This window comes from Brucella sp. 22210 (assembly GCF_052045675.1).
Classification (GTDB): domain Bacteria; phylum Pseudomonadota; class Alphaproteobacteria; order Rhizobiales; family Rhizobiaceae; genus Brucella.
Genome location: NZ_JBQEPD010000023.1, coordinates 1 through 25,774, shown reverse-complemented (window position 1 = coordinate 25,774; position 25,774 = coordinate 1). Strand labels below are relative to the sequence as shown.

Here is a 25,774-nt window from a genome sequence, read left to right as displayed (position 1 = left end):
AAAACAAAAGGTCAGAAAGGTGAAACCTGATCGAGGATCTGCTGGCCATAAGGCGGCTGCTGCACCTCGCTCAATCGCCCGCGACCGCCATAGGAAATGCGGGCCTCGGCGATCTTGTCGTAGGAAATGGTGTTGGAGCCGGAAATATCGCGCGGACGCACGACACCCGTGACATTCAGCACACGCAGCTCATTGTTGACGCGCACTTCCTGCGAACCGCGAATGATCATGTTGCCATTGGGCAAGGTGTCGGTGACGATAGCCGCAACCTGAAGGCTGATATCTTCACTGCGCTTGATCGTACCCTTGCCCTTGGCCGAGGTATCCGAATGGGTGTTGATGGAACCATCCATGTCGCCACCAGCACCGGCACCGGTGCTGCTGCTGGTCTTGAACGAACCGCCAGCGCCATAAATGCCCTTCGACACACGTTCGCGGTCGGTCTTGTTGTCGAGATTGGCGCGATCATTGATGGAGATGATCACGGTCAAGACATCGCCCGGCTCGGCAGCGCGCGGATCCTTGAAGAAATTGGTCGAGCGCTGGTTCCACAACGAATAATCCGGCTTGGCCGGACGCGATGGATAGCCGTTATATTGCGGATTGTTCTGCATGCCGAGATTGGCAGCGACCGGCGACAGGTCCGGCGCACGACCAATTTCTTCCGGCTTCACGGCGCAACCCGCCAGAAGCGCCAGAGCGGTCGCAGCGAAAATAGTCTTGTTCATGCTTCCTGTCATTGCACCGTATTCCCGGTTTGCGCCTGGGCGCGCTGGTCCTTCGCCGCTGGCGGCGGGGTCGTTGTGCGCTGCGAGCCGACGATGATGCGCGCAAGCTTCGCCGCCTTGTCTGGCGGCATTTCATTCAAAATGATGCTCGAAACACGAGGATTGAGCTTGAGGATCAAGGCGGCTGCGGCCTCATCGCCGATCATCGCCATCTGGGCTGCCGCCGCGTCGGGTTTCATCTTGGAAATGATGTCGACCAGCGAATCCTGCGCCTTGCTGACGAAGTCGTCACGGCGCTTCAGCCACATCTCGTATTCCTTGCGCTTTTCTTCCAGCGCCTGCATCCGCTCGTCGACCTCGGCCTTGAGGTCGGTGAGCTGCTTGGCCTGCAACGAATAGCGGGCATCGGCCGCCTGATTGTCGATATTGCCGCAATATTTGCGGATTTCATCCAGATTGCCGAGATTTGCGGGCGGCATGGAGGCTGGCGTCGCAGAGGGCTGCGCGCTTGCCTGCACTGCCGGCTGCGATGCGGCAGCCGGTGTTTCCTGGGCCAATACCGGCAAGGCGCTCGCAAAAAGGAGCGCCAGAGCCGAACCGCAGCGGATTGCCTGTTTCACCATCATGTCCGCTCTCATCCCCGGCTTCATCATTGCACCACCAGTTCCGCGTGAAGCGCGCCGGACGACTTGATCGCCTGAAGGATGGCGATGATGCCCGTCGGCTTCACGCCCATCTGGTTGAGACCCTTGACCAGATTTTCCAGATTGGCGCCGGTCAGAATCCCGATCTTGGCATTCGGCTGGTTGACGGCAATATCAGTGTTCGGCTCCATCGCCGTCACGCCGTCGCTGAACGGTTCAGGCTGCACGACCATCGGCGTTTCCGTCACGCGCACCGTCAGGCTGCCATGGCTGATCGCCACTTTGGAAATGCGCACCTTCGCACCGATGACCACGGTGCCGGTCCGTTCATCCACCACCACACGCGCCACTTCATCTGTGGTGATCGGCAGGCCTTCCAGCTCTGCGAGGAAGCGGGCGGCTGGCACATTTTTCGGACGCGACAGGCGGATCGTCTTGGCATCGCGCGCCAGCGCCACGCCGCGACCATAGCGACGCTTGGCAAAAATATTGATCGTATCGGCAGTCCGCACGGCAGTCGTGAAATCGGGATCGCGCAGCTCGACGATCATCTCGCTGTCCTTGCCGAAGTTTCCGGCAACCTCGCGCTCGACCAGCGCGCCGTTCGGAATACGGCCCGATGTCGGTACGCCCTGCGTGACGGAGGCCGCATCGCCTTCGGCAGTAAAGCCGGAGACAATCATATTGCCCTGCGCAACAGCGTAGATCTGATTATCCGCGCCCATCAACTGCGTCATGACCAGCGTGCCGCCCTGCAGTGAGGTGGAATCGCCAATGGACGAAACCGTCACATCGATGCGCGAGCCGGAACCGGCAAAGGCGGGCAGGTTGGCGGTAACGATGACCGCAGCGGTATTCTTCGAACGCGTGGAATTGCGCGGCGCATTGATGCCAAGATTATCGAGCATGGCGCGCATGGACTGTTCGGTGAAAGGCGAATTGCGCAGGCTGTCGCCCGTACCCTTGAGACCGATCACCAGACCGTAACCGACAAGCTGGTTTTCGCGCACGCCCTGAATGGTCGCGATGTCCTTGAGGCGCGCGACAGCGCTGCCACGGCCAAGCTCCGCATAGGCCATCTTGGACGGATCGCCGCCCGCGCCAAGCCAATCGGCATCCGCTTCTACGGCGCTGCCGAAATCCTTCACGTTTTTGGCCGACTCATCCGCCAGAACTGCAACGGGTTGCAGCGCGAGAGCCAGAATGGCGATCAGCGTAGCCCAGGTTTTTCTCACCGCATCCCCACTTGAATACGGCCATCAGCCAGCACCGTGCCGGGCACGATGACGCCGCTGTCGCTGTTGCGTACCTTGATGAAATCGCCTGCCGCGCCGGATTCCAGCGGAATGCCGACCGCGGTAATTGTCATGACGCCGGAATCGAACACCATCGTCACCGGCACGCCGCGCTTGACCAGCGACGGCTCCGAAAGGGCGGCAACGAGGATCGGCTTGCCGGCGATCAGCGTCTTGCGCGCGACCTTGCCGTCTGCCTGATCCACCGACAGCACATATTGCTGCGCAGCAGGGGCGCTGATGTAGAACTTCTTCTCGACCAGCGCGACATTGCTGACGACCTGTCCGGGGTAAACGGTCGCCGAAGGCACGACGAAAGCGATGCGGTCGGTGGCGGAAGCCCCCGAAATCGCAGCAGCTGCAAGACCGGCCGCTCCGGCAGCCGCCAATGCGGCGCGTCTGAACCAGGCCCGGGCTTTGATGTCACTTCCTTTGGCGCGTTTCATGGCGATCACCGTTAACGCATGTTCTTCGATACGGTCGCCGCCATTTCGTCGGCGGCCTGAATGACCTTGGAATTCATTTCATAGGCGCGCTGCGCCGTAATCAGATCGGTGATTTCCTTCACCGGATCGACATTCGATGCTTCCAGATAGCCCTGCTTGATAGAGCCGAAGCCCGGATCGCCCGGATCGCCCACCAGTGGTCCGCCGGAGGCTTCCGTTTCGCGATAGAGATTGTCGCCCAACGGTTCGAGACCAGCTTCATTGGTGAAATTCGCTAGCTGAAGCTGGCCGATCTGGTTGATCTGAATGCCGTTTTGCTCCTGCACCTTCGCGAAAACCTGTCCGGTGTCGCTGACGGTGACTTCAAGCGCATTTTCCGGAACCACGATACCCGGCTGTACGATATTGCCGTCGAGCGTCACGATCTGTCCGTCGGCATTCTTGTTGAATGCGCCAGCGCGAGTATAGAGCGTTTCGCCTGTCGGGCTCTGGATCTGGAACCAGCCCTGCCCGGTCAGCGCCAGATCGAACGGATTGCCGGTCTGGTTGAAGCTGCCCTGAATATGCAGGTTGCGAACGGCTGCCGTCTGGACGCCAAGGCCGACCAGCGCGCCTTCGGGCACAATGCTCTCATTGGCCTGATTGGGAATGCCCGCCGTGCGCTCGGACTGGTAGAGCAGATCCGAAAATTCGGCACGCGCGCGCTTGAAGCCCGTTGTATTGATATTGGCGATATTGTTGGCGATCACTTCCAGATTGAGCTGCTGGGCGTTCATGCCGGTTGCGGCAATCGTCAGGGCTTTCATGGCGCGTCCTTGATCTGCTGAGCGTATGCGGGATGAGAGCGGCTCAGTTAGAACGGTATCGTCGAAGCCATTCTAACCATTTGTTTTTACGCATTATCCGACGCAAAACCGCTTCGCACTTTTGCTGGAAATGCTTTAAATCGACATGCGGCTGATCTCGAGATAGGCCTGCACAATCTTGTCGCGGATCGCGATTGCCGTCTGGAGCGACTGCTCTGCTTCCATGACCGAGCTGACCACCTCGTTCACCGGCGCATTGCCCTTGATGCCCTGAATGGAGGTGGCTTCCGCCGCCTGCAATTTCTGGCCGACCGAATCCGTCATCTGCGACAGCACATCGCCGAAGGACGCGCCAGGCGCTGTCGGAACAGCCTGCGGCGCAGTCGTGGAAGCGGCAGAACCGACGCCATTCTCGGCGACGGTTTCGGAAAGGCGCGACAGGGCATTGCGCGCCGAAATGCTCATGATCGAGTCGTACATTATGTGCTCCTCAGGAGATCGATGGTCATCGAGATCAGCTCACGCGCCTGCTTGACGACCTGCAAATTGGCTTCATAAGAACGGTTGGCTTCACGCATGTCCGCCATTTCGACGACCATGTTGACGTTCGGGTAACGGACATAGCCGCGCTCGTCGGCGGCGGGATGGCTCGGATCGTATTGTTCGACGAAGGGCGAGGTATCCTTGCCCACTTCCGCAACGCGCACTTCTGCGGCGCCCGTGCCATGTTCCAGCTCGGTGCGGAAAGAAACCGTCTTGCGGCGATAGGGATCGTCGGTCGCCGTCTTGCCCGTCGACTGGGCATTGGCGATGTTTTCCGAAACGATGCGCAGACGTGTCGACTGGGCCGAAAGGCCCGAGGCTGCGATCTTCAGTGAATTCTGCAAGGCGTCGGAAGACATGGATTATCCCTTCGCGACCGACAGCATCATGCGATGGAACGCTTTGACGATGCTTGTGTTGAGCGAATATTCGCGGGAAATCTCGCCTGCCTTCATCATTTCCTGCTCGACATCGACAGTATTGCCCGAATGGGTTTCCTCGGTGATGTCGTCAGGGCGCAGGCGTGCGCCCGCGATGCCGTTTGCTTCGGCTTCAAGATGCTGCGGACTGGTCGCAGCCATGGTGAGCTGCGTCTTGTGCAGCACATCGGCGAAGGGCTGAACGTCGCGCGCCTTGAAATCCGGCGTGTTCGCATTGGCGACATTGCCAGCGACAGTCGCCTGCCGAACCGACAGCCACTGCACTTGCCTTGCGGCCAGATCGAAAAGATGAATGGAGCTCATGGAGTTTCCCGCCTTTACCGTTCGTTAATTTACGGGGCGGAACTTGCGTCAAGCTTGCGGGGGGTAAGGGAGTAGGGGAATAAGGCAGTAGGGCAGTAGGGCAGTAGGGCAGTAGGGCAGTAGGAGATTACGGTCGCTGCGGTCGTCCGCAACCAAAACATACTCCCCTATTCCCTTACTGCCCTACTCCCCTACCTCCGCATTTCAATCACGTCGCCCGACGACGTGGTCAATTGCCAGGTTCCAGAGCCCTGACCGATGGAAACAAGGCGGCTGCCATCCGGCAGCAGCGATCCCTTTTCCACGAACCAGTAGCCGGATGTATCCTCGATCATCGCCATGCCGCCCACGACTTCGCGCAGCGCAAAGACCGGCTTCGGGAAAGCCTGTCCGTCACCACCGCCTTCGCCGCCAGTGCCAGCCCCGGTCCCCGGCAGACCTTTGCCGTTGGACATGACCGAGCCGGTCATGGTGTTATCGATATCCGCACTGGGGGCAACACGATCCGAGGGGCGAAAGGACGGAAAGCGGCGCACCGTCTTCTGTTCCGAACGGTCCAGCGGATCGATGATCTTGCGTTCCGCCTTTTCGGCAGGCGCAAGCTCGATGCGCTGGAGATAGGTGATGAAAGGCAGCATGGCGCAACCGGCAGCCAGCGTGACCGCTGCAATCTTGAGATAGCGGTCGACCTTGCTATGCGGTCTCTTGCCGCCCTCTTGCGCGGCGACGGTTTCTACTTCCGCTTCCAGATCGGCCAAAATCCTTTCTTCGGCGTTTTTGCGTCGGTTCTTGTTGCCCGTCATCATGGATTGGATGCCTGTTTTTCCCCGCGCAACGCGGCGGCGAGTTTCTGATAGGGATCGTCTGAACGCGGTGTCTCGGGCGATTGCTGCAAGGCATCATAGATGCGCGGAACGAGATCCACCGCCTGATCGAGAATCCCGTCATGTCCCTTCTGATACGCGCCAATGGCGCGCAGATCGCGCGTTTCCTCGAAGCGGGCCACCATGCTGCGAAGCTGGCTGACGAGCTTGCGCTGTTCGGCCGTCCAGTTGTGCTTGGCGAGACGCGAAACCGAGCCCGGCACATCGACCGCCGGAAAGCGCCCCAGCGCTGCAATCGTACGGTCGAGCACAATATGGCCGTCCAGCGTGCCGCGAATGGTGTCGGAAACCGGATCATTATGATCGTCGCCATCGACGAGCACCGAATAGATGCCGGTAATGCTACCGCCTGTATCGGCGCTACCCGGCCCGGCACGCTCCAGAAGGCGGGGCAGCTGGCTGAACACACTCGGCGGATAACCGCGCGAAACCGGCGGCTCTTCCGCCGCAATTGCCACCTCGCGCGCCGCATGTGCAAAGCGTGTGACGGAATCTACAATCAGCAGGACATTCTGGCCGAGATCGCGGAAATATTCCGCAATGGCCGTCGCCGTATTGGGTGCGAGACGGCGCATCATCGGGCTTTCATCACCTGTCGCGACGACGGTGATGGTCTTGTCGAGATGGCCGGCCATGGTTTCTTCCAGCATCTCGCGCACTTCGCGTCCGCGCTCGCCGGTCAACGCCAGCACCACCGTGTCGAAATCGGCAGCACGCGTCATCATGGCGAGCAGCGTGGATTTGCCAACGCCGGAACCGGCAAAAATGCCGATACGCTGGCCGAAGCAAAGCGGCGTGAAAATGTCGATCACATCGACGCCGGTGCGAAGCCCGCGATCCACACGACCCCGGCGCAGAGCAGCCGGCGCCAGATTTTCAGATGCCATCGGACGCGGACCGGGCAGAAGCGCGCCCCTGCCGTCAATCGGCTGCCCCAGCGCGTTGATCACCCGCCCGCGCCATTCGAGCGCCGGACGGATGCTGAGCTGACCTTCCTCGAAAACCGCTGCCCCCAATGAGGGAATGATCCGGTCATCGAAGGGCTTTACGAGAACCTGCGTATCCGCAACACGGATGATTTCCGCCAGACTGGTACCGCCCGCAGCCCTTATCGCCACCGCATCGCCAAGCCGCGCATCGCGCGACAGCCCGCGCACGGCTATCGCCGAGCGTGACACGTCGCTGACCGTGCCGCCGATGCCGGATAAGGGCTTCGGTTCCACGGCCTGTTGACGGGCAAAGGCGGCAAGCCGCGCGAGCGGTAAATCTGGCGTCATCCGTTTTTGGAGCCCAGCGTCTTGATGGCTTCAGACACGGTCGCTTCCTGCTGGGACAGCAGATTATTGACCTGTTCAAAGGCGCGGCTGACGCTGATGAGACGCGTCATTTCCGTCATGGCGTCGACATTCGAGCCTTCGATCATGCCCTGCACCACACCGACGCTGTTATCGTCGAATACCGGCGTTGCAGCCTTGTTGGGGATCACGCCGGAATTGCCCGCATATTTCAGTTCGGCATCGGCAGGAATGGAATAAAGACCAAGAGAACCGATCTGCGCGCCATTCTGATAGACCGCGCCATCGGCGGAAATCTTGGGCGCGCCGCCATCCGGATTGAGCATCATCGGCGCACCGCCGACATCGAGCACCGAATAGCCCATCATCGAAACCAGCTCGCCGGTCGCCAGCATCTTCATGCGCCCGTCGCGCGTGTAAATCTGGCCCTGCGGCGTGTTGAGCGACAGCCACGCATCGCCCTTGACGGCAATGTCGAGCGGATTGTCCGTCTTGACCATCGGGCCGGGCTCGGTGCGAATATAGCTCTTGCCCGCGCTGGCAAAGCTCACATCGTCGCTTGCCTTTTTGGAGACAATCGAATCGAACTTGGTGCCCTCGCCCCGGAAACCGACGGTGGAAACGTTGGCGACATTCTGGGCAATCGAATCCATTCGCCGTTCAAGCGTAATGAGCGAGGAAAGCCCGACATAGATCGAATTATTCTGCATGGATCAGCGACCGCCCGGCTTGAAGTTCTGCAAGGTGGTAAGAATGGCCGTCGAAATGCCGATGGACGACGTACTACCGAGCAGAAACGACGCGATGGAGGCGGGGCTGCTGGCGCTCGGATTGTTCATTTCATACATGGCCGTGAAGCGCGAAATGAGTTTCGACACATAGTCGGGATCGGACAATTGCGAGATATCGATCTTGCCTTCGACCATCTTCGCCTGCTTGTCGATATCGGCATTGGACATGGTGGTCGGCCAGCCGAACATGGTCTGCACGGTGGTCAGCAAAGCCTTGTCGCCAAGGATTTCATAAGCATTGGTGATGGTCGAAGCCTTGCGCTGAAAATAGAGCGCCAGACGCACACCTTCATTCTGGTCACCGGCTTCAGTTTCCAGCGTCTGGCGTAGATATTTATCCACTACGCCCTGCTGTGCATCGGTGCTTTGGGTTGCCTCGGCGCCCTTGCCCACAAAGTCGAAAACGGTCGCAAATTCCTTATAACGCTTGTCGGTCAGCTTGTTGGCCATGGCGTCGTCATCCGTGACGCCTTCCGTCAGGATCTTGCGCACGAAAGCCTTGGCATAGGCCATGTCTTCCAGACCGAACGCCTTCATCGCATAATTGAAAAGGCGGGTATCCGACATGAAATCGTCGATTGATTTCACATTGCCGATGTTTTCCTGGAAATACGCCGTTTCCCGAGACACTACCGGTTCTTTCGAAACGCGCTGCAAAGACCGCGTCATATCCGACGCGATCAGGCGATAGCTCGTCATCGTATCGACCATGTGCATGACCCCCTGCTGATAGTTCCGTCCTTTATGCGAGATCAAGCTTGTCCGAAGCTGATGAAACTCCGTGGCCCTCGGGTGATCATCGGCAAGTTTCGCGCAAGCCGCGCTGCCTATGTTCGATTCAAAGAACTATTCTGCGGGAGTCTCGGGCTTTGGGCATTATCATTGGTCTCGCCATCACACTGGGCTGTATGCTGGGCGGCTTTATCGCCATGGGCGGACATGTCAGCGTGCTCATCCAGCCATGGGAGTTCGTCATCATTCTGGGCGCGGCGCTCGGCACGTTCTTCGTCGCCAACCCGTTTTCGCTCGTGAAGGATACCGGTCGCGCCTGCATGGAAGCGTTCACCAACGCCGTGCCCAAGCAGCGCGATTATCTGGATGTTCTGGGCCTGCTCTATAGCCTGATGCGTGAATTGCGCGCCAAGTCGCGCAATGAAGTGGAAGTCCATATCGACAATCCCAAGGAATCGCCGATTTTTCTGGCCTATCCGAGCGTTCTGAAAAACGAAGACCTCACCCACTTCATCTGCGATTACTGCCGCCTCATCATTGTCGGCAATGTGCGCTCGCACGAAATCGAAGCGCTGATGGACGAGGAAATTCACACCATCGCCCGCGACAAGCTGAAGCCCTATCAGGCCATGGTCACGATCTCGGAAGCCCTGCCAGCGCTCGGCATCGTTGCCGCCGTTCTCGGCGTTATCAAGGCCATGGGCGCGCTGGACCAGTCGCCGGAAGTGCTCGGCCACCTGATTGGTGCGGCCCTTGTCGGCACCTTCGCCGGTATCTTCTTTTCCTATGGCGTTGTCGGTCCCATCGCGACCAAGATCAAATCGACCCGTGAGAAAAAGAACCGTCTCTATGTCGTCGTGAAGCAGACGTTGCTTGCCTATATGAACGGCTCGCTGCCGCAGATCGCGGTTGAATACGGACGCAAGACCATCTCCGCTTACGACCGCCCGACCATCGACGTGGTCGAGCAGGAAACCATGGCGAGCGCGCCGACACAGCAGGCCGCATAAGATGACAACGTCCGAAACGACTGTTGAAGCGACCATGTCGGAACAACACCGCAAGAATGACGTGCTGGCCGACAATCTGCTGCGCGCAGCCGGACTGTCCGGCGACGATCTGAAGTCGCTTGCCCATGTGTTCAAGGATGCCTCCACGCATTTCTGCGAGCGGTTGAAGCATGGTTGCGCAGCGGCTTTTGAAGTTGAAGCCGGTGCGGTGGAAAGCGCCGACGACGCGGCTTTCTCCGCCATTCTCGACAGCGCAGCCATCATTGCGCCGCTCAAGGTGGAACGCTGGGGCTCGACGCTTTATCTGACCGTCGATGCGCCGCTGGTCTTCTCGATCATCGAAGCCATGTATGGCGCGCAGGGCAATCTCGGCAATGTCGATGTCGAGCGCCCTTTCGGCATGGTCGAACACAAGATTTCCGCCCTTCTCGCCGGTCATCTCGCCGGTGCGCTGGATCAGGTGTTCAACACGGGCGCCTGGGGTAGCGCGCAGTCGATGTTCGCCGCCGGTGAATGCCTCGACATCGCCGAATTCGACCGCACCAATTTCGAACGGTCGCGGCTGTTCGCCTGCCGGATCGATGTGACGGCAGCGGGCAAGACCGGGCAAGTGCATCTTCTGCTGCCGCGCAGCACCCACAAGCCGATGCAGGACGCCGTCGCTGCCTTTCTGCGTCGCCCCATGAATCAGGCCGACCCGACCTGGGCCAAGAAGCTGCGCAATGAAGTCAGCCGCGCCCGCATTGAGCTGGAAGCCTTCATCCAGCAAGGTTCGATGACGCTGGACGCGCTGTCCAAACTGGAGATCGGACAGGTGTTGAAGCTGCCTGCCGACGCCATGGAGCAGGTGCGTCTGCGCGCAGGCAACCAGCAGCTTTTCAAATGCTCGCTCGGCAAATCGGGCATTCATTTCACAGTCAAGGTCGGCGACCCGGTCAATCAGGAAGAGGATTTCATCGATGAGCTTGTTGCTGGCTAATATTCTTTCCACGCTGATGGCTCTTGCTTCGCTGGGCGCGCTGATCGTGGTCGGTCGCAAGGCCAACGAAACGATCAAGCTCGGCAAGGTGCTGGCGCTGCGCGTCGCGGCCGCCTCCAATGGTCTGGAACGCGCCGTGAAGGCGATCCAGAGCGAGCGCACCGATCTTGTCGATGAGAATGTGAAGCTCGAGGCCCGCCTTGGCGAAACCCAGCGCGTGCGCCGCGAGATGGAAGAAGCCATCGAGGAACTGAACCGCCTGCGCAAGGCACTCTCCCGCGACATGCGCCAGGCCGATACCCTGGCCCGCTCGGTCGCTGACAGTGCTGGCCGCAACCGCGAGCCAGCCATCGAACAGAAAGAAAAGAATGCGCTGCCGGTGTTCGTGCATCGCGCGGTCCGCAAGGCGACCGTTGAAATTGCGGGGCAGGCATGAGCGCTGACAACAAGGACAAGAACATGCAGCAGGAACTGGACGAAGCCATCGAGGAACTGCGCGAAGATAAGCCGCGTAGCGCACAGAAAGGTGCTTCCAAGCCCAATCTCGAACTCATCATGGGTATTCCCGTTGATGTGCAGGTGGTTCTCGGCGGCACAACCATGCCGGTCGCCAATCTGATGAAGCTCGGTCGCGGCGCGGTGATCACCCTCGACAAGCAGATCGGCGATCCTGTCGATATCGTCGTGAACGGTCGCGTGATCGCACGCGGCGAAGTCATCGTACTCGAAGACGATTCTTCGCGTTTCGGCGTCAGCCTCACCGAAATCATCGGCAAGTAACGGAACGGCCCGGACATCTCCATGACCGAAAAAGAGCAGCAAACCCTCGCTGAAGAAAGCGCCAGCGGCATCATCGATACGCTGAGCGGCGCGCAAAAGGCGGCAGCCATTCTGGTGGCTATCGGCCGCCCGGCTGCGTCGCGCCTTCTCAAGCATTTCAGCGCCGAGGATCTGCGCAAGCTTGCCGGTCATGCCCGCACGCTGGACCCGATCTCGCCGCTCGATTTCGAACAGCTCGTGAAGGAATTCGAGGATTCATTCGCCGAGGGCGCGCCAGTTTCGGAAGCCGGGCAACGCTTCGAAGGCCTGTTGCGCGATACGCTGCCGCAGGAAGAAGTGGATGCCGTGTTCGAAGAACGCGTGCAGCCGCAGCTGGTACAGGAATCGGTCTGGGTGCAGCTCGGTCGCCTGCCGGTCGACAGCCTGCAAGCCTATCTGGCCGACCAGCATCCGCAGATCATCGCCTATATCGTCTCCAAACTGCCGTCGGACCTTGCCGCGCGCCTGTTCGTGGCCTTGCCGCCGCAGCTGCGTAATGCCGTCGTGCAGCGCTCGCTGCATATCGGCAATGTCGCGCCCGCCGCAGCCGAACTGCTGGAAGATGTGCTGCGCCGCGATCTTCTGGGTCGCAGCGATTCCGGCCCGGTCAAAGCCCATCACGGCCAGATTGCCAATATCTTCAACCAGCTCGACAAGAACGAGATGGAAGAACTGATGGCAAGCCTTGAGGACCTCAACCGCGACGACCTCAATCGCATCAAGGCCAAGCTCTTCACCTTCGAAGACATCGAGCGCCTGTCGCAGCGTGCGCGTCTGCTGCTCTTCGATGAAGTGCAGACCGAACAGATCGCAACCGCGCTGCGTGGCGCAGATGCCAAGCTTCAGGAACTCGTCCTGTCCTCGCTCTCCACCCGCGGTCGCCGCATGGTGGAAACAGAACTTGGCGCCGAGCAGGGCAATATCACCGCCCAGAATATCGCCGACGCACGCCGTACGATCTCGCGCATTGCCATTGATCTTTCCGAGCGCGGCATCATCACCCTCGACGCGAACGAAGCTTCTGCCTGAGGACCGGTGTGACGTATGGCGGACGATACCGATAAGGAAAGCAAAACAGAAGAAGCGACCGAGCAGAAGATCCGCGACGCCTTGGAAAAGGGCAATATGCCCTTTTCCCGCGAAACGCCGATCCTCGCTGGCGTCGCCTCGCTTCTGATCATCGCCGTCTTTGTCGCCGCACCCGCCACGACAAAGCTCGCCGTGTTTCTGCGCGAACTGATCGACCGTCCCGAGGACTGGGTTCTCAACAGCGCCGAAGATGCAAGCCGCCTGTTCAGCGTGCTGGCGCTGGCGGTCGGCGCAGCGCTTGTGCCGGTCTTCATCATCATTCCGCTGGCAGGCATCGCCTCGTCTGCCTTCCAAAACGCGCCGCGCATCGTCGGCGAGCGTATTCGCCCGCAGGCTTCACGCATTTCGCCACTCAAGGGGTGGCAGCGCATTTTCGGCCGCAGCGGTCAGGTGGAATTTCTGAAATCGGTGGCGAAGTTTCTCGCCGCCAGCCTCATCGTTTTCATCGTCTTCTTTCAGGGCAACAGCCTGTTCACGGACGCAATCGCGACCGAACCGAGCGCCCTGCCGGAATTCCTGCACGAAAACATGGTGCGCCTTCTGGTCGCCAATGTGCTGGCGATTACAGCGATCGCAGCCTTCGACCTTGCCTGGTCGCGCATCCACTGGCGTCAGGAACTGCGCATGACGCGGCAGGAAGTCAAGGACGAGCTGAAGCAGTCGGAAGGCGACCCGCTGGTCAAATCGCGCCTGCGTTCACTCGGACGTGATCGCGCCCGCCGCCGTATGATCAGCGCCGTCCCGACCGCCACGCTGATTGTCGCAAATCCGACGCATTTCTCCGTAGCACTGCGCTACAAGCCGAATGAAGACGCCGCACCGGTCGTCGTTGCAAAGGGGCAGGATCTGATCGCGCTCAAGATAAGAGAAGTGGCCGCCCAGCACTCGATACCAGTCTTCGAGGACGTGCCTCTCGCACGCGCACTTTATAAACAGGTGAATGTCGACCAGATGATCGCACCGGAATTCTATAAAGCCGTTGCCGAACTCATCCGCATCATCAATACGCGGCATGCATTACACTAATGGTATAGCTATGACTTTGCCCTATTCCCAAATATTATTGGCCTGTTCTCAACGATCGATGGTGACACGATGAAGAGTCTGCAATTTTCCAACGAACGTGAAGCGATCATCGCCGAGAACCTGCATGAAGTGGTGACTGAGCTGCGTCTCGTCGATCCGGCTGACTACATCGCCTTCATCCGCTGCGAGCTTTTTGCCAATATTGCCGATGTCGTCAGCTCAGCGACAGAGCTTTACTTCTTCCCCGGCACGCTGGAACTGGGCCATGGCGGCGATTATCGCTGCGACTGGCAATCACCGCCATCGGTGGTGCTGGACATGGAATTCCGCAATCAGGGCGTCTATGCCTATTTCCGGCTGATCCTGACGGATAAAACGGCTGGCGTGGAGCTGAACCACATCACCTTTGAAGATGCCGATCAGGATCCCGCAAAGAACACGGCGCGCCTGCGAAACGCTTTCCGTGAGGCCAGACTGCCCCTGAAGAAGCGGGCTTAAAGCATTTCCAGCAAAAGTGCGAAGCGGTTTTGCGCGGGACAATGCGGGCTTGAAAAATGACACCGGACGCGAGCAAACGCATCCGGTGCCATCAAGCAGTTTAAGCGGCTAGTTTATTTCCAGCGGGGCTGAACGCCCCACGTTCGGAAATGCAATCAATAAAACAAAATAAATCAAAGCAGTCCGCGCTTCCGGTCTATCCGGAAGCGTCGTGACCGGCCCGTCACCGAACCGACAATTGCTGAATTACATAAGATGTTCGGTGCCCGGCATTTCAATAATGCCAAGTGACAAAGCTGTCGCCACAGCCGACGTGCGGTTGGAGCAATTCAGCTTGATTTTCGCGTTTTGCAGATAGGTCACCACCGTCCAGCGGGCGATGCTGAGAATATCCGCAATTTCGCCATCGGTTTTGCCATTGGCCGCCCAACGCAGACAATCCACCTCACGCGGTGTGAGCAGGCTCGCCACCGAGCTGGCGTCCTTATGGCCACACAGCGCATTGTGGATCACGCCAGACACGCTGAGCAGACGCGGACGCAGCTTGGTCACGAACTGTTCGCGATCCTCGTCCTTGTCGATCTCGAACGAGAACAGCGTGCAGCCGGAAGCGCCCTTCGGATTGCGCGCGGAAACGGCAATGAAAATATTGCCAAGCCCGTGCTTTTCAGCATCTTGCAACAGTTCCGCAACTGACGGACAAATATTGGCGTCTTCCTGCAGATCACGCACGATGCCGCTGCCGTCATTGGAGAAATAGGGTGCATCCTCCTGAAAGATCGGATCGATGGCGAAGTAGTTCTTCGTCGAATAGCGCGCCGACCAGGCGGTCGGAACGGTCATCACCAGCGTCAGATCGTTGGAATTGAGCTTGGCACATTCATTCATGCGGCCACGATAGGCGTGCATGATGTGCCGGCAGCCGACTTCATCACGGATGCGGCTCAAAAGTGCGAGCGTATCGCTTTGAAATGCTGCTCCAAAAAAGGTCTTCTTGAAATTTGGAAAATGAATCAGGTCAAGAGTCATGCGAAATATCCTTAAGAATCAAGCCGCTTAAGCTTTCGGTCCGTCGCCTTATGTCCTGCTGGCGACTATGTTTCGAATCGCGCCCGACAAACTGCTTAATTGTTTATAAGTGACAAAAAAAATACGCCTCATGGCAACTCGCAATTATTGTGCCGCAAGTTGTTACACACAAGAACAGAGTGAAAATAAGGCACAGTTTCAAAAAGCTTGTTCCCAATTGGAACAAATACGCCGCTTAACTAGTCTTGCCATAGGCTCGGAAGAAGAAATCCACCGCCGTTTCCACGTTTTTGCGAATGGCTTCGTCTGATGGCTCGTCGGCAATCACACCGAACAGACGCGGGCGATAAAGCCCGGCCAGAAACAAATCGGAGAGCTGGTAGGCGACCCGATCGACGTCGAACGGTTCCAGAACGCCGTCCTCGATCATCTTTTCCAGATATTCGGCCATGGCGACCAGACTGCGCTTCGGACCCCGGTCATAGAAACGGGCGGAAAGTTCCGGCTTGCGCTCGCTGACGCCCAGAACGATGCGCTGCGCGCGAATGGCGGTCGAAGACGTAATCAGCGTCACCAGCGCGATGCCGAACTCCGTCAGTTCCTCACGATTGGAAAAACCATTGTCCAGCTTGCCGATCAGCGTGCTGAACATGGTATGACGGTAATGTTCGCACAAAGCGACGAACAGGTCTTCCTTGCTGTTGAAATAGACGTAAATCGTGCCCTTCGACACGCCCGCTTCACGGGTGATATCGTTCATGCTGGCGGCGTCGAAGCCCATGCGCAGGAATACGCTTTGCGCGCCTTCCAGTATCTGGCTGCGCTTTGCCGGGTCCTGACCCGCGCCAAGCCGCGTGCGTCCGCATTCGGTTTCAGGCGCGCATGCAAGCGAACTGGCTTTGAACTTTTCGGACTTTGCAAGCTTTTCGGATTTTGAGCCCGTCTTGACGAAATTGGCCGCAACTTCGCCCGCATCATGCCGATCGAGATCAGGCGTGGTGAGCGTTTCTGGGCTTCCTTCGGTATGCCGTTCGGGCTTCATATCACAAAACTCTTATATTTTTTCGAACCGAGCGGTTCTATATCGCTTGATATGCGCATCTTATTGGATTATGTCAACATCGAACCGAGCGGTTCAATCCACTGGATGTGCAGAAAGTTTCTCCTATGACTGCCAAGAAGTCTGTAGATCAGGCCGATATTCGCCAGTTTCCGACGGCCAAAACCTTTACGCCGGACGAAGCTCCGGCAACAAATGATGCACCGCAGAACGAGAGAACGCAGCCCCACGCTGTACCCAATGCGCGTCCACAGGAGACGCCGCACAAGGAAAATGCGAAAGGTGGCGAGAAAAAGGGCTTCGGCAAGCGCGTTGTGCTGCCGGGTGTTTTGATCGTCGCTGTGGCCGCAGGCCTCTGGTATGGCTATGATTATTGGACCGTAGGCCGTTTCATGGTTTCGACCGACGACGCCTATGTACAGGGCGATATCGCGTCCATTGCGCCGAAAGTTACGGGCTATATCGACAATATTCCGGTCGTTGCCAACCAGCATGTCAAGGCTGGCGATGTGATCTTCCAGCTTGATTCCGGCGATTACCAGATCGCTCTCGACGAAACGGAAGCCAAGCTTTCCACGCAAAAGGAAACGCTGGCCCGCATCGTCGCGCAGACGACCGCAGCAAAGGCAACCCAGCAGCAGGCCGAAGCACAGAAACAGGCAGCAAACGCTGTCCTGACCAATGCGCAGGCCACCTTGACGCGTATGCAGAAACTGCACGCCACGCGTTTTGTCGCGCAGGCCGATCTCGATACGGCCCAGTCGTCGCTCGATCAGGCACGCGCCAATGTTGCCAGCGCTGATGCGCAGATCGCTTCTGCCAAGGCGAATATCGACGTTCTCAATGCGCAGTATAAAGAAACTGACAGCGGCACAAAATCGCTAGAACTTGCTCGTGATAAAGCGGCTCGTGATTTGGCCTTCACTACATTACGCGCACCGTTCGACGGCGTGGTCGGCAATCTCTCCGGCAAGAAGGGCGACCTCGTATCCGCCGGTCAGAAGATCGCAGCACTTGTGCCGGTCGGTCAGCTCTATATCGACGCCAATTACAAGGAAACGCAGCTCGCCAACATCAAGACCGGCGAGACAGCGCATATCTATGTCGACGCCATCGACGGCACCAAGTTTGACGGCAAGGTCGTTTCGGTCGCTCCTGCTTCGGGCGCGGTGTTCTCGCTTTTGCCGCCGGAAAACGCCACCGGCAACTTCACCAAGGTGGTGCAGCGCGTACCGGTCCGTATCGCCATTCCGCAGGATGCGCTGGATTCCGGTAAAATCCGCGCCGGTCTGAGCGTTGTCGTGGACATCGATACGCGTACCGCCCCTGAAGACAAGTCGAACTAAAAATTCGACGATACGATTGTCGCAAGGATAAGCAGCGGCGCGGCTTTTGTGTTCCGCGCCGTCTTTTCTTCCAGAGTGGTTCCGGCTTTACGGAATCGCCGGAACCGCTCTAGTTATTTTTACGCATTATCCAACGCAAAACCGCTACGCACTTTTGCTGGAAATGCAGTCTTGTTTCGCACTGCATTGTCCAACGCAAAACCGCTTCGCACTTTTGCTGGAAATGCTTTGTCCTGGAGAGTGCGCCATCATGGCCGCAGACACGACAATGGGGCCAATAGCCCCGGCAGATGACCGCATCGACCCCAAAAAGGCTATCGCCTTTCTGGCCATGGTCTTCGGCATGTTCATGGCGATTCTCGACATCCAGATCGTCTCGGCATCGCTGTCCGAAATTCAGGCGGGCCTGAGCGCCAGCTCCGACGAAATTTCGTGGGTGCAGACGTCCTATCTGATCGCGGAAGTCATCATGATCCCGCTGTCCGGCTTCCTCGGGCGGCTCTTGTCGACACGCGTGCTGTTTACGCTTTCGGCGGCGGGCTTCACGCTGGCCAGCATGCTCTGCGCCACTGCGACGAATATCGATCAGATGATCGTCTATCGTGCCATTCAGGGCTTCATCGGCGGCGGCATGATCCCCAGCGTGTTCGCGGCAGCCTTCACCATCTTCCCACCCTCCAAGCGCTCCATCGTCTCGCCGATGATCGGCCTTGTGGCCACGCTTGCACCGACCATCGGCCCGACGGTCGGCGGCTATCTCAGCCACGCCTTTTCCTGGCACTGGCTGTTTCTGGTCAATGTCGGCCCTGGCATTCTGGTCACCATCGCCGCCTGGAACCTGATCGACTTCGACGAAGGCGACAGCTCGCTTCTCAGCAAGTTCGACTGGTGGGGTCTTATCGGTATGGCAGCCTTCCTCGGCTCTATGGAATATGTGCTGGAAGAAGGCCCGCGTAACGACTGGTTGCAGGATCAGGCGATTTTCATCCTGACCATTGTCATGACCGTCGGCGGCATTCTCTTCTTCTATCGCGCCTTCACATCCGAAGAACCCATCGTGGATTTGCGTGCCTTCAAGAACGTCAATTTCGCGTTCGGCTCGCTGTTTTCCTTCGTCATGGGCGTGGGACTTTACGGGCTGACCTATCTCTATCCGCTCTATCTCGCCAGCGTGCGTGGCTATGATGCGTTGCAGATCGGCGAAGCGCTGTTCGTCAGCGGTCTTGCCATGTTCATGACCGCGCCGGTTGCAGGCTTCCTGTCCAATCGCATGGACCCGCGCCTGATGATGATGATCGGCTTCCTCGGCTTTGCCGCCGGTACATGGACCGTCACTGGCCTGACCGCCGACTGGGATTTCCATGAACTGCTGATCCCGCAGATCCTGCGCGGCTGTTCGCTGATGCTCTGCATGGTGCCGATCAACAATCTGGCGCTCGGCACGCTGCCACCCGCCTTACTGAAGAACGCCTCCGGCCTCTTCAACCTGACGCGTAACCTCGGCGGCGCTGTCGGCCTTGCGGTCATCAACACCATTCTGACGCGCCGCGGCGACATGCATTATGACCGGCTTGCCGAACATGTGCGCTGGGGCAATGCGGAAGCCGAGCAGATGCTCGCCAACCTGACAGCTAAATACAATGCCGCCGGTCTCGACGGCGCAACCATCGCGATTTCCAAATTGTCGGGCATGGTCCGGCAGCAGGCGACGCTCCTGTCCTTCATCGACGTGTTCTTCATCCTGACGATGATGTTCTGTTCGCTGGCTGTCTGCGCCATCCTGTTGCGCAAGCCAAAGCAGGTGGCCGGTGGTGGCGGCGGGCACTAGCCAGCTCCGCGAGCCGGAAAAGACACCCTGAAAGCATCCTCCCAAGCTTTCATACGAAACCCGAAAGGTTCATAAGCCTTTCGGGTTTTTTCGTTTGAAGGGCCCGAAAACACAACCACGCCGCGAGCAGGCAAATCCTTGTCGTAGCGGGAACAGCTTCCGTTCAAAATGTGACAACCGCGAAACTTCTGTCACATTTCTTGTCATAAAAATGCCCCTTCCCCACAGGGATGAATTGCTAAGCTACTGAAAACGTGTTTCACTTTCTGCTGTTGGCAATTTGTGACAAGCAGCAAACTGTCATCCAACCGTCATGTCGGGCGGGTAACGGGTAGGCGGGCTCCGGAATTGGCCGGGGGCTTTCGTCGACCTATATTAGGGGAGTCAAACAATGCTTAGCTATACAGCGCGTCTGCTGTCGCTTTCGACCGCTATCGCCGTTGCCGGAGTTTCCATCGCCGCTGCCGAGCCGTCAGCCGAACTGATCGCTGCAGCCAAGGCAGAAGGCGAACTGACCACCATCGCACTCCCGCACGACTGGTGCGGCTATGGCGAAATCATCAAGAGCTTCAAGGACAAGTATGGCCTCAAGGTCAACGAGCTGAACCCGGATGCCGGTTCGGGCGATGAAATTGAAGCCATCAAGGCCAACAAGGACAATAAGGGCCCGCAGGCTCCGGACGTCATCGACGTCGGCTTTGCTTTCGGCACCTCGGCCAAGAAAGACGGCCTGATCCAGCCTTACAAGGTTTCGACCTGGGACGAAATTCCGGATAGCGCCAAGGATGCCGAAGGCTACTGGTACGGCGACTATTACGGCGTTCTGGCCTTCGAAGTGAACAAGGACATCATCAAGGACGCTCCGCAGGATTGGGCTGACCTTCTGAAGAGCGATTATGCCAATGCCGTTTCGCTGGCTGGCGATCCGCGCGTTTCGGCACAGGCCATTCTCGGCGTTCACGCTGCCGGTATTGCTGCTGGCGCAGAGCCGGGCGAAGCCGCTGGCAAGAAGGGCCTCGAGTTCTTCAAGGACCTGAACGCAAAGGGCAACTTCGTGCCGGTTATCGGCAAGGCTGCTTCGCTGGCGCAGGGCTCGACCCCGATCATCATCCGTTGGGACTACAACGCGCTTGCCGATCGCGACACGCTGAAGGGCAACCCGGAAGTTGAAACCATCATCCCGAAGTCGGGCGTGATTGCCGGCGTCTATGTGCAGGCCATCAGCGCCTACGCACCGCATCCGAACGCGGCCAAGCTCTGGATGGAACACATCTATTCGGATGAAGGCCAGATCGGCTATCTGAAGGGCTACTGCCACCCGATCCGCTTCAATGCGATGAGCAAAGCTGGCAAGATCCCGAAGGATCTGCTCGACAAGCTGCCGGACGCAACCGCCTATGAAAAGGCAATCTTCCCGACCCTGGAACAGATTGACGCCGCACAGGCAACGATCACCAAGGAATGGGACAGCGTCGTCGGCGCCAACGTCAAGTAAGCGACTTCGTTCGTTTCTGACGATGGACCTGTGAAAAAGGTGTTGGACCAGCCGGGCGTTTCCCGGTTGGTCCAATTCCGATTTTCCCGTTTTGTTGGCCTCTACTCGACGGATATGTCGTGTATCTTGCCTGTTTTCGCATGCAGCGCGTGCGAAAACAGGCAGCCGAAGAAAGAGCGCATGAGTTTAGTAGCCGATACAGCAGCCCCAGCCAGTCCGGTCGGTAGCGTTCGCAAACGCCGACTACCGTTGACATGGCTTGGCGTGGCGCCGTTTTTCCTCTTCGCCATTCTCTTCCTGATCTGGCCGACGATGTATCTCATCATCGGCGCGTTTCAGGACCCGGCGGGCAATTTCACGCTCCAGAACATCAACGACCTGTTCCAGCCGCAGATCATGAGCGCCTACTGGATTTCGATCAAGGTGAGCCTTGCATCGGCCATCGGTGGCGCAATTATCGGCTTCTTTCTGGCCTGGGCTGTGGTGTTGGGCAATCTGCCGTCATGGCTGCGCCCGACCGTTCTGACCTTCTCCGGCGTGGCGTCCAACTTTGCGGGCGTGCCGCTCGCCTTCGCCTTTCTGGCGACGCTCGGGCGCACTGGCTTCGTGACAATCCTGTTGCGCGAGTGGTTCGGCTTCAATCTCTATTCGACCGGCTTTAACCTCCTCAGCTTCTTCGGCCTGACGCTGACCTATCTCTTCTTCCAGATTCCGCTGATGGTGCTCATCCTGACGCCCGCGCTCGACGGTCTGAAGAAGGAATGGCGCGAAGCTTCCTCGATCCTCGGTGCAACCAATGCGCAATACTGGCGCATGGTGGCCTTCCCGATCCTGTGGCCTAGCCTGCTCGGCACGACGCTGTTGCTTTTCGCCAATGCCTTCGGCGCTATTGCAACCGCCTATGCGCTGACCGGCTCTTCGCTCAACATCGTGCCGATCCTGCTTTATGCGCAGATCCGCGGCGACGTTCTGCATAACCAGAATCTCGGTTATGCGCTGGCGCTCGGCATGATCGTCATCACCGGCATATCCAACCTGATCTATATCTGGCTGCGTATCCGCGCCGAAAGGTGGCAGCGATGAAAGGCTCGACAGCTCAGAAAATCGGAGCGTGGATCGCCTTTTTCATTGGCGCGGTCTACTTCCTCGTGCCGCTCATCGGCACGTTCGAATTCTCGTTGCGCATGCGGCGCGGCGAATATTCCTTCGACGCCTATCGCGTCGTCTTCACAGACCCGAATTTCCAGGCAACCTTCGGCTACTCGATCCTGCTGGGCATTCTGACCATCATTTTCGGTGTGCTGTTGGTTGTGCCAACCGCCTATTGGGTGCGCCTGCGCCTGCCGCAATTGCGCCCGGTGATGGAATTCATCACGCTGATGCCGCTGGTCATTCCGGCCATCGTCATCGTGTTCGGTTATCTGCGCATCTATAACTCGTCGTCGTGGTTGCCGTTCACCGCATCGACGCGCGCAACCGACGTGCTTTTGATGTTCGGCTATATGACATTGTCGCTGCCTTACATGTATCGCGCCGTTGATACCGCCATGCGCACCATCGACGTGAATACGCTGACGGAAGCCGCCCAAAGCCTTGGTGCAAGCTGGCCCACCATCATGTTCAAGGTCATCTTCCCGAATGTGATTTCGGGCGTGATGAGCGGCGCCTTCATCACTTTCGCCATCGTCATCGGCGAGTTCACGCTGGCTTCGTTGCTGAACCGTCCGGCTTTCGGACCCTATCTCCAGCTGGTCGGCGCCAACCGCGCTTATGAACCGTCTGCGCTGGCGATCATTTCGTTTGGCATTACGTGGCTGGCGATCATCATGTTGCAGCTCGTTTCGCGCCTCAATAAATTCAAGACAACCGCCGGGTAACGTTCATGGCTTTTCTCAATATCAAGAACCTGAAAAAGAGCTTCGGCGCCAATACCGTCGTCCACGATTTCAACCTCGCCGTGGAAAAGGGCGAATTCGTCTCCTTCCTTGGGCCATCGGGTTGCGGCAAGACCACCGTGCTGCGGATGATCGCCGGTTTCGAAGATCCGGATAACGGCTCCATCGAGATTAACGGCACCGACGTGGTCGACCTCAAGCCGAACCAGCGCAATATTGGCATGGTGTTTCAGGCCTATGCGCTGTTTCCCAACATGACGGTTGCGCAGAACGTTTCGTTCGGCCTGCGCGTTGCTGGCAAGCCGAAGGCGGAAATCGACGCCACGGTGAAGGAAATGCTCGGCCTCATCCGCCTCGACCATCTGGCGGACCGCTATCCCTATCAGATGTCCGGCGGCCAGCAGCAGCGTGTGGCGCTTGCCCGCGCGCTTGCCACCAAGCCGCAGGTGCTGCTGCTCGATGAACCGCTCTCGGCGCTTGATGCCAAGATCCGCATCAGCCTGCGCGAAGAAATCCGCACCATCCAGCAAAAGCTCGGCATTACGACGGTTTTCGTGACGCACGATCAGGAAGAAGCGCTGTCGATCTCCGATCGCATTGTGGTCATGCATGAAGGCCGCGCCGACCAGATCGGCTCGCCTTTCGACATTTACAACCGTCCGGCCTCGCGTTTTGTGGCGTCCTTCGTGGGCACGCTCAACATGCTGGAAGCTTCGGTCAGCGAACCGGAGAAAAACGGCATCGACCTCGACGGCCGCATGATCACCGTGCGCGACACGCTCGGCCATCATCCAAAGGGCAAACCGGTGACGCTGGCGCTACGCCCTGAAGCCGTCAGCCTCGAAGCGCGCAAGAGCCACGACACTTCGCTGGATGCGACCATCGAGGATGTGCATTTCCTCGGCTCCGTCATCCGCACGCGCGTGGCGTTGGGCAAAAACCGACTGTCCTTCGACACGTTCAACGATCCGACACAGCCGCCGCCACAGCGCGGTGACAAGGTGACCGTACATTTCGCGGCGCACGATCTGCTGGTGCTTGCAGACTAAGCAACAAAAACCCCGCTTATGCGGGGTTTTTCATTTTGTCGCGCCGTCGGAAAGATCAGACCACCTTTTCCATTTCCGGCAGCACGGTGAAGAGATCGCCGACGAGGCCGTAATCGGCAACCTGGAAGATCGGCGCTTCTTCGTCCTTGTTGATGGCGACGATGACGCGGCTGTCCTTCATGCCTGCCAGATGCTGGATCGCGCCGGAAATGCCGACAGCGATGTAAAGCTCCGGTGCAACAACCTTGCCCGTCTGGCCAACCTGCCAGTCGTTTGGCGCATAGCCCGCATCGACTGCCGCACGGCTGGCACCAACCGCCGCACCGAGCTTGTCAGCAACCGGCAGGATCACTTCCTGGAACTTCTCAGCCGAACCAAGTGCACGACCGCCCGAGATGATGATCTTGGCCGAGGTCAGTTCCGGACGGTCCGAAGCCGACAGCGCATTGCCAACAAAGCTAGACAATGCTGGATCGGCAGGCACAGTTGCACTTTCAACCGCAGCCGAACCGCCATCGCCGGTGGCCTGGAAAGAGGCCGTGCGCACCGTGATCACCTTCTTGGCGTCGGTGGACTGGACAGTCTGGATCGCATTGCCTGCATAGATCGGACGCTTGAACGTGTCTGCCGATACGACTTCCATGATTTCCGACAACTGCATCACATCGAGAAGTGCTGCAACGCGCGGCAGGATGTTCTTGGCCGAGGTCGTCGCCGGAGCGATGATCGTGTCGTAATTGGCGGCGAGTGCCACGATGAGCGCTGCCGTTGGCTCAGCCAGACGGTTTTCCAGCGCATCGCTTTCAGCCAGCAGAACCTTGCGCACGCCTTTCAGCTTGGCAGCAGCATCGGCTGCCGCCTTTGCGCCCTTGCCTGCAACCAGAATATCGACATCGCCGCCGATCTGGGCGGCTGCCGTCAGCGCCTTTGCCGTCTGGTCCGAAAGGGTTGCATTGTCATGTTCGGCAAAAAGAAGAATAGCCATTTATCGTGTCCCTTCCGATTTCTTAGATGATGCCATCAGCTTTAAGCTTCTCGACCAGCTCGCCAACCGAGCCAACCTTGACGCCAGCCTTGCGGCCACCCGGTTCTTCGGTCTTCAGGACCTTCAGGCGCGCTGTGATATCGGCACCGAAATCGGCAGGCGACTTCTCGTCCAGCGGCTTCTTCTTTGCCTTCATGATATTTGGCAGCGATGCATAGCGCGGCTGGTTCAAACGAAGATCAACCGTGACAATCGCCGGAAGCTTCACATCGATGGTCTGCAGACCGCCATCCACTTCGCGCGTGACCTTGGCCGAACCGTCGCCCAGTTCCACTTTCGAGGCAAAGGTTGCCTGGCTCCAGTTGAGAAGCGCCGACAGCATCTGGCCGGTCTGGTTGGCATCGTCGTCAATGGCCTGCTTGCCGAGGAAGACGAGGTCTGGCTTTTCCGCATCGACCACGCCCTTCAAGACCTTGGCGACGCCGAGCGGCTCGACCGTCTCGTCGGTCTTCACCAGAATGGCGCGATCCGCACCCATGGCAAGTGCCGTGCGCAGTGTTTCCTGCGCCTGTGCCGGGCCGACCGATACAGCCACAATCTCCGTGACCTTGCCAGCTTCCTTCAGGCGGATCGCCTCTTCAACCGCAATCTCGTCGAACGGGTTCATCGACATCTTCACATTCGAAAGCTCAACGCCTGATCCGTCGCCCTTAACGCGGATCTTAACATTGTAATCGACGACACGTTTTACTGCGACAA

Annotated in this window: 29 protein-coding genes; 13 read left to right on the top strand and 16 right to left on the bottom strand. The window is 58.5% G+C overall.

Annotated elements, in window-relative coordinates; all coding sequences use genetic code 11:
• Nucleotides 1–11 precede the first annotated feature (11 nt).
• The 12 genes from flgH to ACTJKP_RS20680 all read right to left on the bottom strand — a co-directional run bounded on the left by flgH (nt 12) and on the right by ACTJKP_RS20680 (nt 8,886).
• Nucleotides 12–740 carry a flagellar basal body L-ring protein FlgH gene (gene flgH / locus ACTJKP_RS20735; protein WP_078340864.1) on the bottom strand — a complete coding sequence of 243 codons (729 nt, stop codon included), beginning with the start codon at nt 738–740 and terminating at the stop codon, nt 12–14.
• Nucleotides 737–1,207 carry a MotE family protein gene (locus tag ACTJKP_RS20730; protein WP_280993566.1) on the bottom strand — a complete coding sequence of 157 codons (471 nt, stop codon included), beginning with the start codon at nt 1,205–1,207 and terminating at the stop codon, nt 737–739. The genes flgH and ACTJKP_RS20730 overlap by 4 nt, the downstream gene beginning before the upstream one ends.
• Nucleotides 1,208–1,377: 170 nt before the next feature.
• Nucleotides 1,378–2,607, bottom strand: a complete 1,230-nt coding sequence (locus ACTJKP_RS20725) for a flagellar basal body P-ring protein FlgI (protein ID WP_078340863.1) — start codon at nt 2,605–2,607, stop codon at nt 1,378–1,380.
• Nucleotides 2,604–3,113, bottom strand: coding sequence for a flagellar basal body P-ring formation chaperone FlgA (gene flgA / locus ACTJKP_RS20720; RefSeq protein WP_440631996.1), 510 nt, complete (start codon nt 3,111–3,113; stop codon nt 2,604–2,606). Before flgA ends, ACTJKP_RS20725 begins: the two co-directional genes overlap by 4 nt.
• Nucleotides 3,114–3,124: 11 nt before the next feature.
• Nucleotides 3,125–3,919 carry a flagellar basal-body rod protein FlgG gene (flgG, locus tag ACTJKP_RS20715; RefSeq protein ID WP_078340862.1) on the bottom strand — a complete coding sequence of 265 codons (795 nt, stop codon included), beginning with the start codon at nt 3,917–3,919 and terminating at the stop codon, nt 3,125–3,127.
• A 135-nt stretch (nt 3,920–4,054) separates the two neighbouring features.
• Complete coding sequence (locus tag ACTJKP_RS20710) at nt 4,055–4,399, bottom strand: flagellar hook-basal body complex protein FliE (protein WP_078340861.1); 345 nt, start codon at nt 4,397–4,399, stop codon at nt 4,055–4,057.
• The gene (flgC, locus tag ACTJKP_RS20705; protein ID WP_078340860.1) at nt 4,399–4,821 is read right to left on the bottom strand and encodes a flagellar basal body rod protein FlgC; all 423 of its coding nucleotides are present in this window, start codon (nt 4,819–4,821) and stop codon (nt 4,399–4,401) included. The genes ACTJKP_RS20710 and flgC overlap by 1 nt, the downstream gene beginning before the upstream one ends.
• A gap of 3 nt (nt 4,822–4,824) precedes the next feature.
• Entirely contained in the window at nt 4,825–5,205 is a 381-nt protein-coding gene (gene flgB, locus ACTJKP_RS20700) for a flagellar basal body rod protein FlgB (protein WP_440631995.1), read from the bottom strand.
• Between the two features lie 191 nt (nt 5,206–5,396).
• On the bottom strand, nt 5,397–6,011 hold the full coding sequence (locus tag ACTJKP_RS20695) for a hypothetical protein (RefSeq protein ID WP_440631994.1): 615 nt from the start codon (nt 6,009–6,011) through the stop codon (nt 5,397–5,399).
• Nucleotides 6,008–7,366 carry a flagellar protein export ATPase FliI gene (gene fliI / locus ACTJKP_RS20690; protein ID WP_138787290.1) on the bottom strand — a complete coding sequence of 453 codons (1,359 nt, stop codon included), beginning with the start codon at nt 7,364–7,366 and terminating at the stop codon, nt 6,008–6,010. The genes ACTJKP_RS20695 and fliI overlap by 4 nt, the downstream gene beginning before the upstream one ends.
• Nucleotides 7,363–8,094, bottom strand: a complete 732-nt coding sequence (flgF, locus tag ACTJKP_RS20685; RefSeq protein WP_113534932.1) for a flagellar basal-body rod protein FlgF — start codon at nt 8,092–8,094, stop codon at nt 7,363–7,365. Before flgF ends, fliI begins: the two co-directional genes overlap by 4 nt.
• 3 nt (nt 8,095–8,097) lie before the next feature.
• On the bottom strand, nt 8,098–8,886 hold the full coding sequence (locus ACTJKP_RS20680) for a DUF1217 domain-containing protein (RefSeq protein WP_440631993.1): 789 nt from the start codon (nt 8,884–8,886) through the stop codon (nt 8,098–8,100).
• A 158-nt stretch (nt 8,887–9,044) separates the two neighbouring features.
• Here ACTJKP_RS20680 and motA point away from each other — a divergent pair, with 158 nt between their 5' ends.
• The 7 genes from motA to ACTJKP_RS20645 all read left to right on the top strand — a co-directional run bounded on the left by motA (nt 9,045) and on the right by ACTJKP_RS20645 (nt 14,328).
• Complete coding sequence (gene motA, locus ACTJKP_RS20675) at nt 9,045–9,917, top strand: flagellar motor stator protein MotA (protein WP_078340856.1); 873 nt, start codon at nt 9,045–9,047, stop codon at nt 9,915–9,917.
• A gap of 1 nt (nt 9,918) precedes the next feature.
• The gene (locus tag ACTJKP_RS20670) at nt 9,919–10,896 is read left to right on the top strand and encodes a FliM/FliN family flagellar motor switch protein (RefSeq protein WP_440631992.1); all 978 of its coding nucleotides are present in this window, start codon (nt 9,919–9,921) and stop codon (nt 10,894–10,896) included.
• The gene (locus ACTJKP_RS20665; protein ID WP_440631991.1) at nt 10,877–11,332 is read left to right on the top strand and encodes a BAB2_0123 family type IV secretion system effector; all 456 of its coding nucleotides are present in this window, start codon (nt 10,877–10,879) and stop codon (nt 11,330–11,332) included. The genes ACTJKP_RS20670 and ACTJKP_RS20665 overlap by 20 nt, the downstream gene beginning before the upstream one ends.
• Nucleotides 11,329–11,676, top strand: coding sequence for a flagellar motor switch protein FliN (gene fliN / locus ACTJKP_RS20660; RefSeq protein WP_078340853.1), 348 nt, complete (start codon nt 11,329–11,331; stop codon nt 11,674–11,676). The genes ACTJKP_RS20665 and fliN overlap by 4 nt, the downstream gene beginning before the upstream one ends.
• A gap of 21 nt (nt 11,677–11,697) precedes the next feature.
• Nucleotides 11,698–12,744, top strand: coding sequence for a flagellar motor switch protein FliG (locus tag ACTJKP_RS20655; RefSeq protein ID WP_440631990.1), 1,047 nt, complete (start codon nt 11,698–11,700; stop codon nt 12,742–12,744).
• Between the two features lie 15 nt (nt 12,745–12,759).
• Entirely contained in the window at nt 12,760–13,830 is a 1,071-nt protein-coding gene (gene flhB / locus ACTJKP_RS20650) for a flagellar biosynthesis protein FlhB (RefSeq protein WP_440631989.1), read from the top strand.
• A 69-nt stretch (nt 13,831–13,899) separates the two neighbouring features.
• The gene (locus ACTJKP_RS20645) at nt 13,900–14,328 is read left to right on the top strand and encodes a hypothetical protein (RefSeq protein ID WP_113534931.1); all 429 of its coding nucleotides are present in this window, start codon (nt 13,900–13,902) and stop codon (nt 14,326–14,328) included.
• 246 nt (nt 14,329–14,574) lie between these two features.
• On the opposite strand, the gene ACTJKP_RS20640 is transcribed toward ACTJKP_RS20645, so the two are convergent.
• Both ACTJKP_RS20640 and ACTJKP_RS20635 read right to left on the bottom strand, forming a co-directional pair.
• A complete protein-coding gene (locus ACTJKP_RS20640; protein WP_440631988.1) occupies nt 14,575–15,357 on the bottom strand; it encodes a helix-turn-helix transcriptional regulator in 783 nt (260 codons plus the stop codon).
• Between the two features lie 235 nt (nt 15,358–15,592).
• Nucleotides 15,593–16,399, bottom strand: coding sequence for a TetR/AcrR family transcriptional regulator (locus ACTJKP_RS20635; RefSeq protein ID WP_138787284.1), 807 nt, complete (start codon nt 16,397–16,399; stop codon nt 15,593–15,595).
• A 125-nt stretch (nt 16,400–16,524) separates the two neighbouring features.
• Between ACTJKP_RS20635 and ACTJKP_RS20630 the strand changes: the two genes are divergently transcribed.
• From ACTJKP_RS20630 to ACTJKP_RS20605, 6 genes are all read left to right on the top strand, one after another.
• Nucleotides 16,525–17,763, top strand: coding sequence for an HlyD family secretion protein (locus ACTJKP_RS20630; protein WP_151592199.1), 1,239 nt, complete (start codon nt 16,525–16,527; stop codon nt 17,761–17,763).
• 250 nt (nt 17,764–18,013) lie between these two features.
• Nucleotides 18,014–19,591, top strand: a complete 1,578-nt coding sequence (locus ACTJKP_RS20625) for a DHA2 family efflux MFS transporter permease subunit (protein WP_440631987.1) — start codon at nt 18,014–18,016, stop codon at nt 19,589–19,591.
• Between the two features lie 391 nt (nt 19,592–19,982).
• Complete coding sequence (locus tag ACTJKP_RS20620; protein ID WP_440631986.1) at nt 19,983–21,086, top strand: ABC transporter substrate-binding protein; 1,104 nt, start codon at nt 19,983–19,985, stop codon at nt 21,084–21,086.
• Between the two features lie 180 nt (nt 21,087–21,266).
• Nucleotides 21,267–22,169, top strand: coding sequence for an ABC transporter permease (locus ACTJKP_RS20615; RefSeq protein WP_440631985.1), 903 nt, complete (start codon nt 21,267–21,269; stop codon nt 22,167–22,169).
• The gene (locus ACTJKP_RS20610; protein WP_078340844.1) at nt 22,166–22,963 is read left to right on the top strand and encodes an ABC transporter permease; all 798 of its coding nucleotides are present in this window, start codon (nt 22,166–22,168) and stop codon (nt 22,961–22,963) included. Before ACTJKP_RS20615 ends, ACTJKP_RS20610 begins: the two co-directional genes overlap by 4 nt.
• A gap of 5 nt (nt 22,964–22,968) precedes the next feature.
• On the top strand, nt 22,969–24,030 hold the full coding sequence (locus ACTJKP_RS20605; protein ID WP_440631984.1) for an ABC transporter ATP-binding protein: 1,062 nt from the start codon (nt 22,969–22,971) through the stop codon (nt 24,028–24,030).
• A gap of 55 nt (nt 24,031–24,085) precedes the next feature.
• On the opposite strand, the gene ACTJKP_RS20600 is transcribed toward ACTJKP_RS20605, so the two are convergent.
• The gene (locus ACTJKP_RS20600; protein WP_440631983.1) at nt 24,086–25,015 is read right to left on the bottom strand and encodes an electron transfer flavoprotein subunit alpha/FixB family protein; all 930 of its coding nucleotides are present in this window, start codon (nt 25,013–25,015) and stop codon (nt 24,086–24,088) included.
• Nucleotides 25,016–25,037: 22 nt separating this feature from the next.
• On the bottom strand, nt 25,038–25,774 hold a 737-nt coding region (locus ACTJKP_RS20595), incomplete at its 5' end, for an electron transfer flavoprotein subunit beta/FixA family protein (protein WP_440631982.1).

Coding starts and splice junctions, on each gene's coding strand:
- flgH (WP_078340864.1), bottom strand. CDS start 740: ATGACAGGAAGCATGAACAAGACTATTTTCGCTGCGACCGCTCTGGCG.
- ACTJKP_RS20730 (WP_280993566.1), bottom strand. CDS start 1,207: ATGCCGCCCGCAAATCTCGGCAATCTGGATGAAATCCGCAAATATTGC.
- flgA (WP_440631996.1), bottom strand. CDS start 3,113: ATGAAACGCGCCAAAGGAAGTGACATCAAAGCCCGGGCCTGGTTCAGA.
- flgG (WP_078340862.1), bottom strand. CDS start 3,919: ATGAAAGCCCTGACGATTGCCGCAACCGGCATGAACGCCCAGCAGCTC.
- ACTJKP_RS20710 (WP_078340861.1), bottom strand. CDS start 4,399: ATGTACGACTCGATCATGAGCATTTCGGCGCGCAATGCCCTGTCGCGC.
- flgC (WP_078340860.1), bottom strand. CDS start 4,821: ATGTCTTCCGACGCCTTGCAGAATTCACTGAAGATCGCAGCCTCGGGC.
- flgB (WP_440631995.1), bottom strand. CDS start 5,205: ATGAGCTCCATTCATCTTTTCGATCTGGCCGCAAGGCAAGTGCAGTGG.
- ACTJKP_RS20695 (WP_440631994.1), bottom strand. CDS start 6,011: ATGATGACGGGCAACAAGAACCGACGCAAAAACGCCGAAGAAAGGATT.
- fliI (WP_138787290.1), bottom strand. CDS start 7,366: ATGACGCCAGATTTACCGCTCGCGCGGCTTGCCGCCTTTGCCCGTCAA.
- flgF (WP_113534932.1), bottom strand. CDS start 8,094: ATGCAGAATAATTCGATCTATGTCGGGCTTTCCTCGCTCATTACGCTT.
- ACTJKP_RS20680 (WP_440631993.1), bottom strand. CDS start 8,886: ATGGTCGATACGATGACGAGCTATCGCCTGATCGCGTCGGATATGACG.
- ACTJKP_RS20670 (WP_440631992.1), top strand. CDS start 9,919: ATGACAACGTCCGAAACGACTGTTGAAGCGACCATGTCGGAACAACAC.
- ACTJKP_RS20665 (WP_440631991.1), top strand. CDS start 10,877: ATGAGCTTGTTGCTGGCTAATATTCTTTCCACGCTGATGGCTCTTGCT.
- fliN (WP_078340853.1), top strand. CDS start 11,329: ATGAGCGCTGACAACAAGGACAAGAACATGCAGCAGGAACTGGACGAA.
- ACTJKP_RS20655 (WP_440631990.1), top strand. CDS start 11,698: ATGACCGAAAAAGAGCAGCAAACCCTCGCTGAAGAAAGCGCCAGCGGC.
- flhB (WP_440631989.1), top strand. CDS start 12,760: ATGGCGGACGATACCGATAAGGAAAGCAAAACAGAAGAAGCGACCGAG.
- ACTJKP_RS20645 (WP_113534931.1), top strand. CDS start 13,900: ATGAAGAGTCTGCAATTTTCCAACGAACGTGAAGCGATCATCGCCGAG.
- ACTJKP_RS20640 (WP_440631988.1), bottom strand. CDS start 15,357: ATGACTCTTGACCTGATTCATTTTCCAAATTTCAAGAAGACCTTTTTT.
- ACTJKP_RS20635 (WP_138787284.1), bottom strand. CDS start 16,399: ATGAAGCCCGAACGGCATACCGAAGGAAGCCCAGAAACGCTCACCACG.
- ACTJKP_RS20630 (WP_151592199.1), top strand. CDS start 16,525: ATGACTGCCAAGAAGTCTGTAGATCAGGCCGATATTCGCCAGTTTCCG.
- ACTJKP_RS20625 (WP_440631987.1), top strand. CDS start 18,014: ATGGCCGCAGACACGACAATGGGGCCAATAGCCCCGGCAGATGACCGC.
- ACTJKP_RS20620 (WP_440631986.1), top strand. CDS start 19,983: ATGCTTAGCTATACAGCGCGTCTGCTGTCGCTTTCGACCGCTATCGCC.
- ACTJKP_RS20615 (WP_440631985.1), top strand. CDS start 21,267: ATGAGTTTAGTAGCCGATACAGCAGCCCCAGCCAGTCCGGTCGGTAGC.
- ACTJKP_RS20610 (WP_078340844.1), top strand. CDS start 22,166: ATGAAAGGCTCGACAGCTCAGAAAATCGGAGCGTGGATCGCCTTTTTC.
- ACTJKP_RS20605 (WP_440631984.1), top strand. CDS start 22,969: ATGGCTTTTCTCAATATCAAGAACCTGAAAAAGAGCTTCGGCGCCAAT.
- ACTJKP_RS20600 (WP_440631983.1), bottom strand. CDS start 25,015: ATGGCTATTCTTCTTTTTGCCGAACATGACAATGCAACCCTTTCGGAC.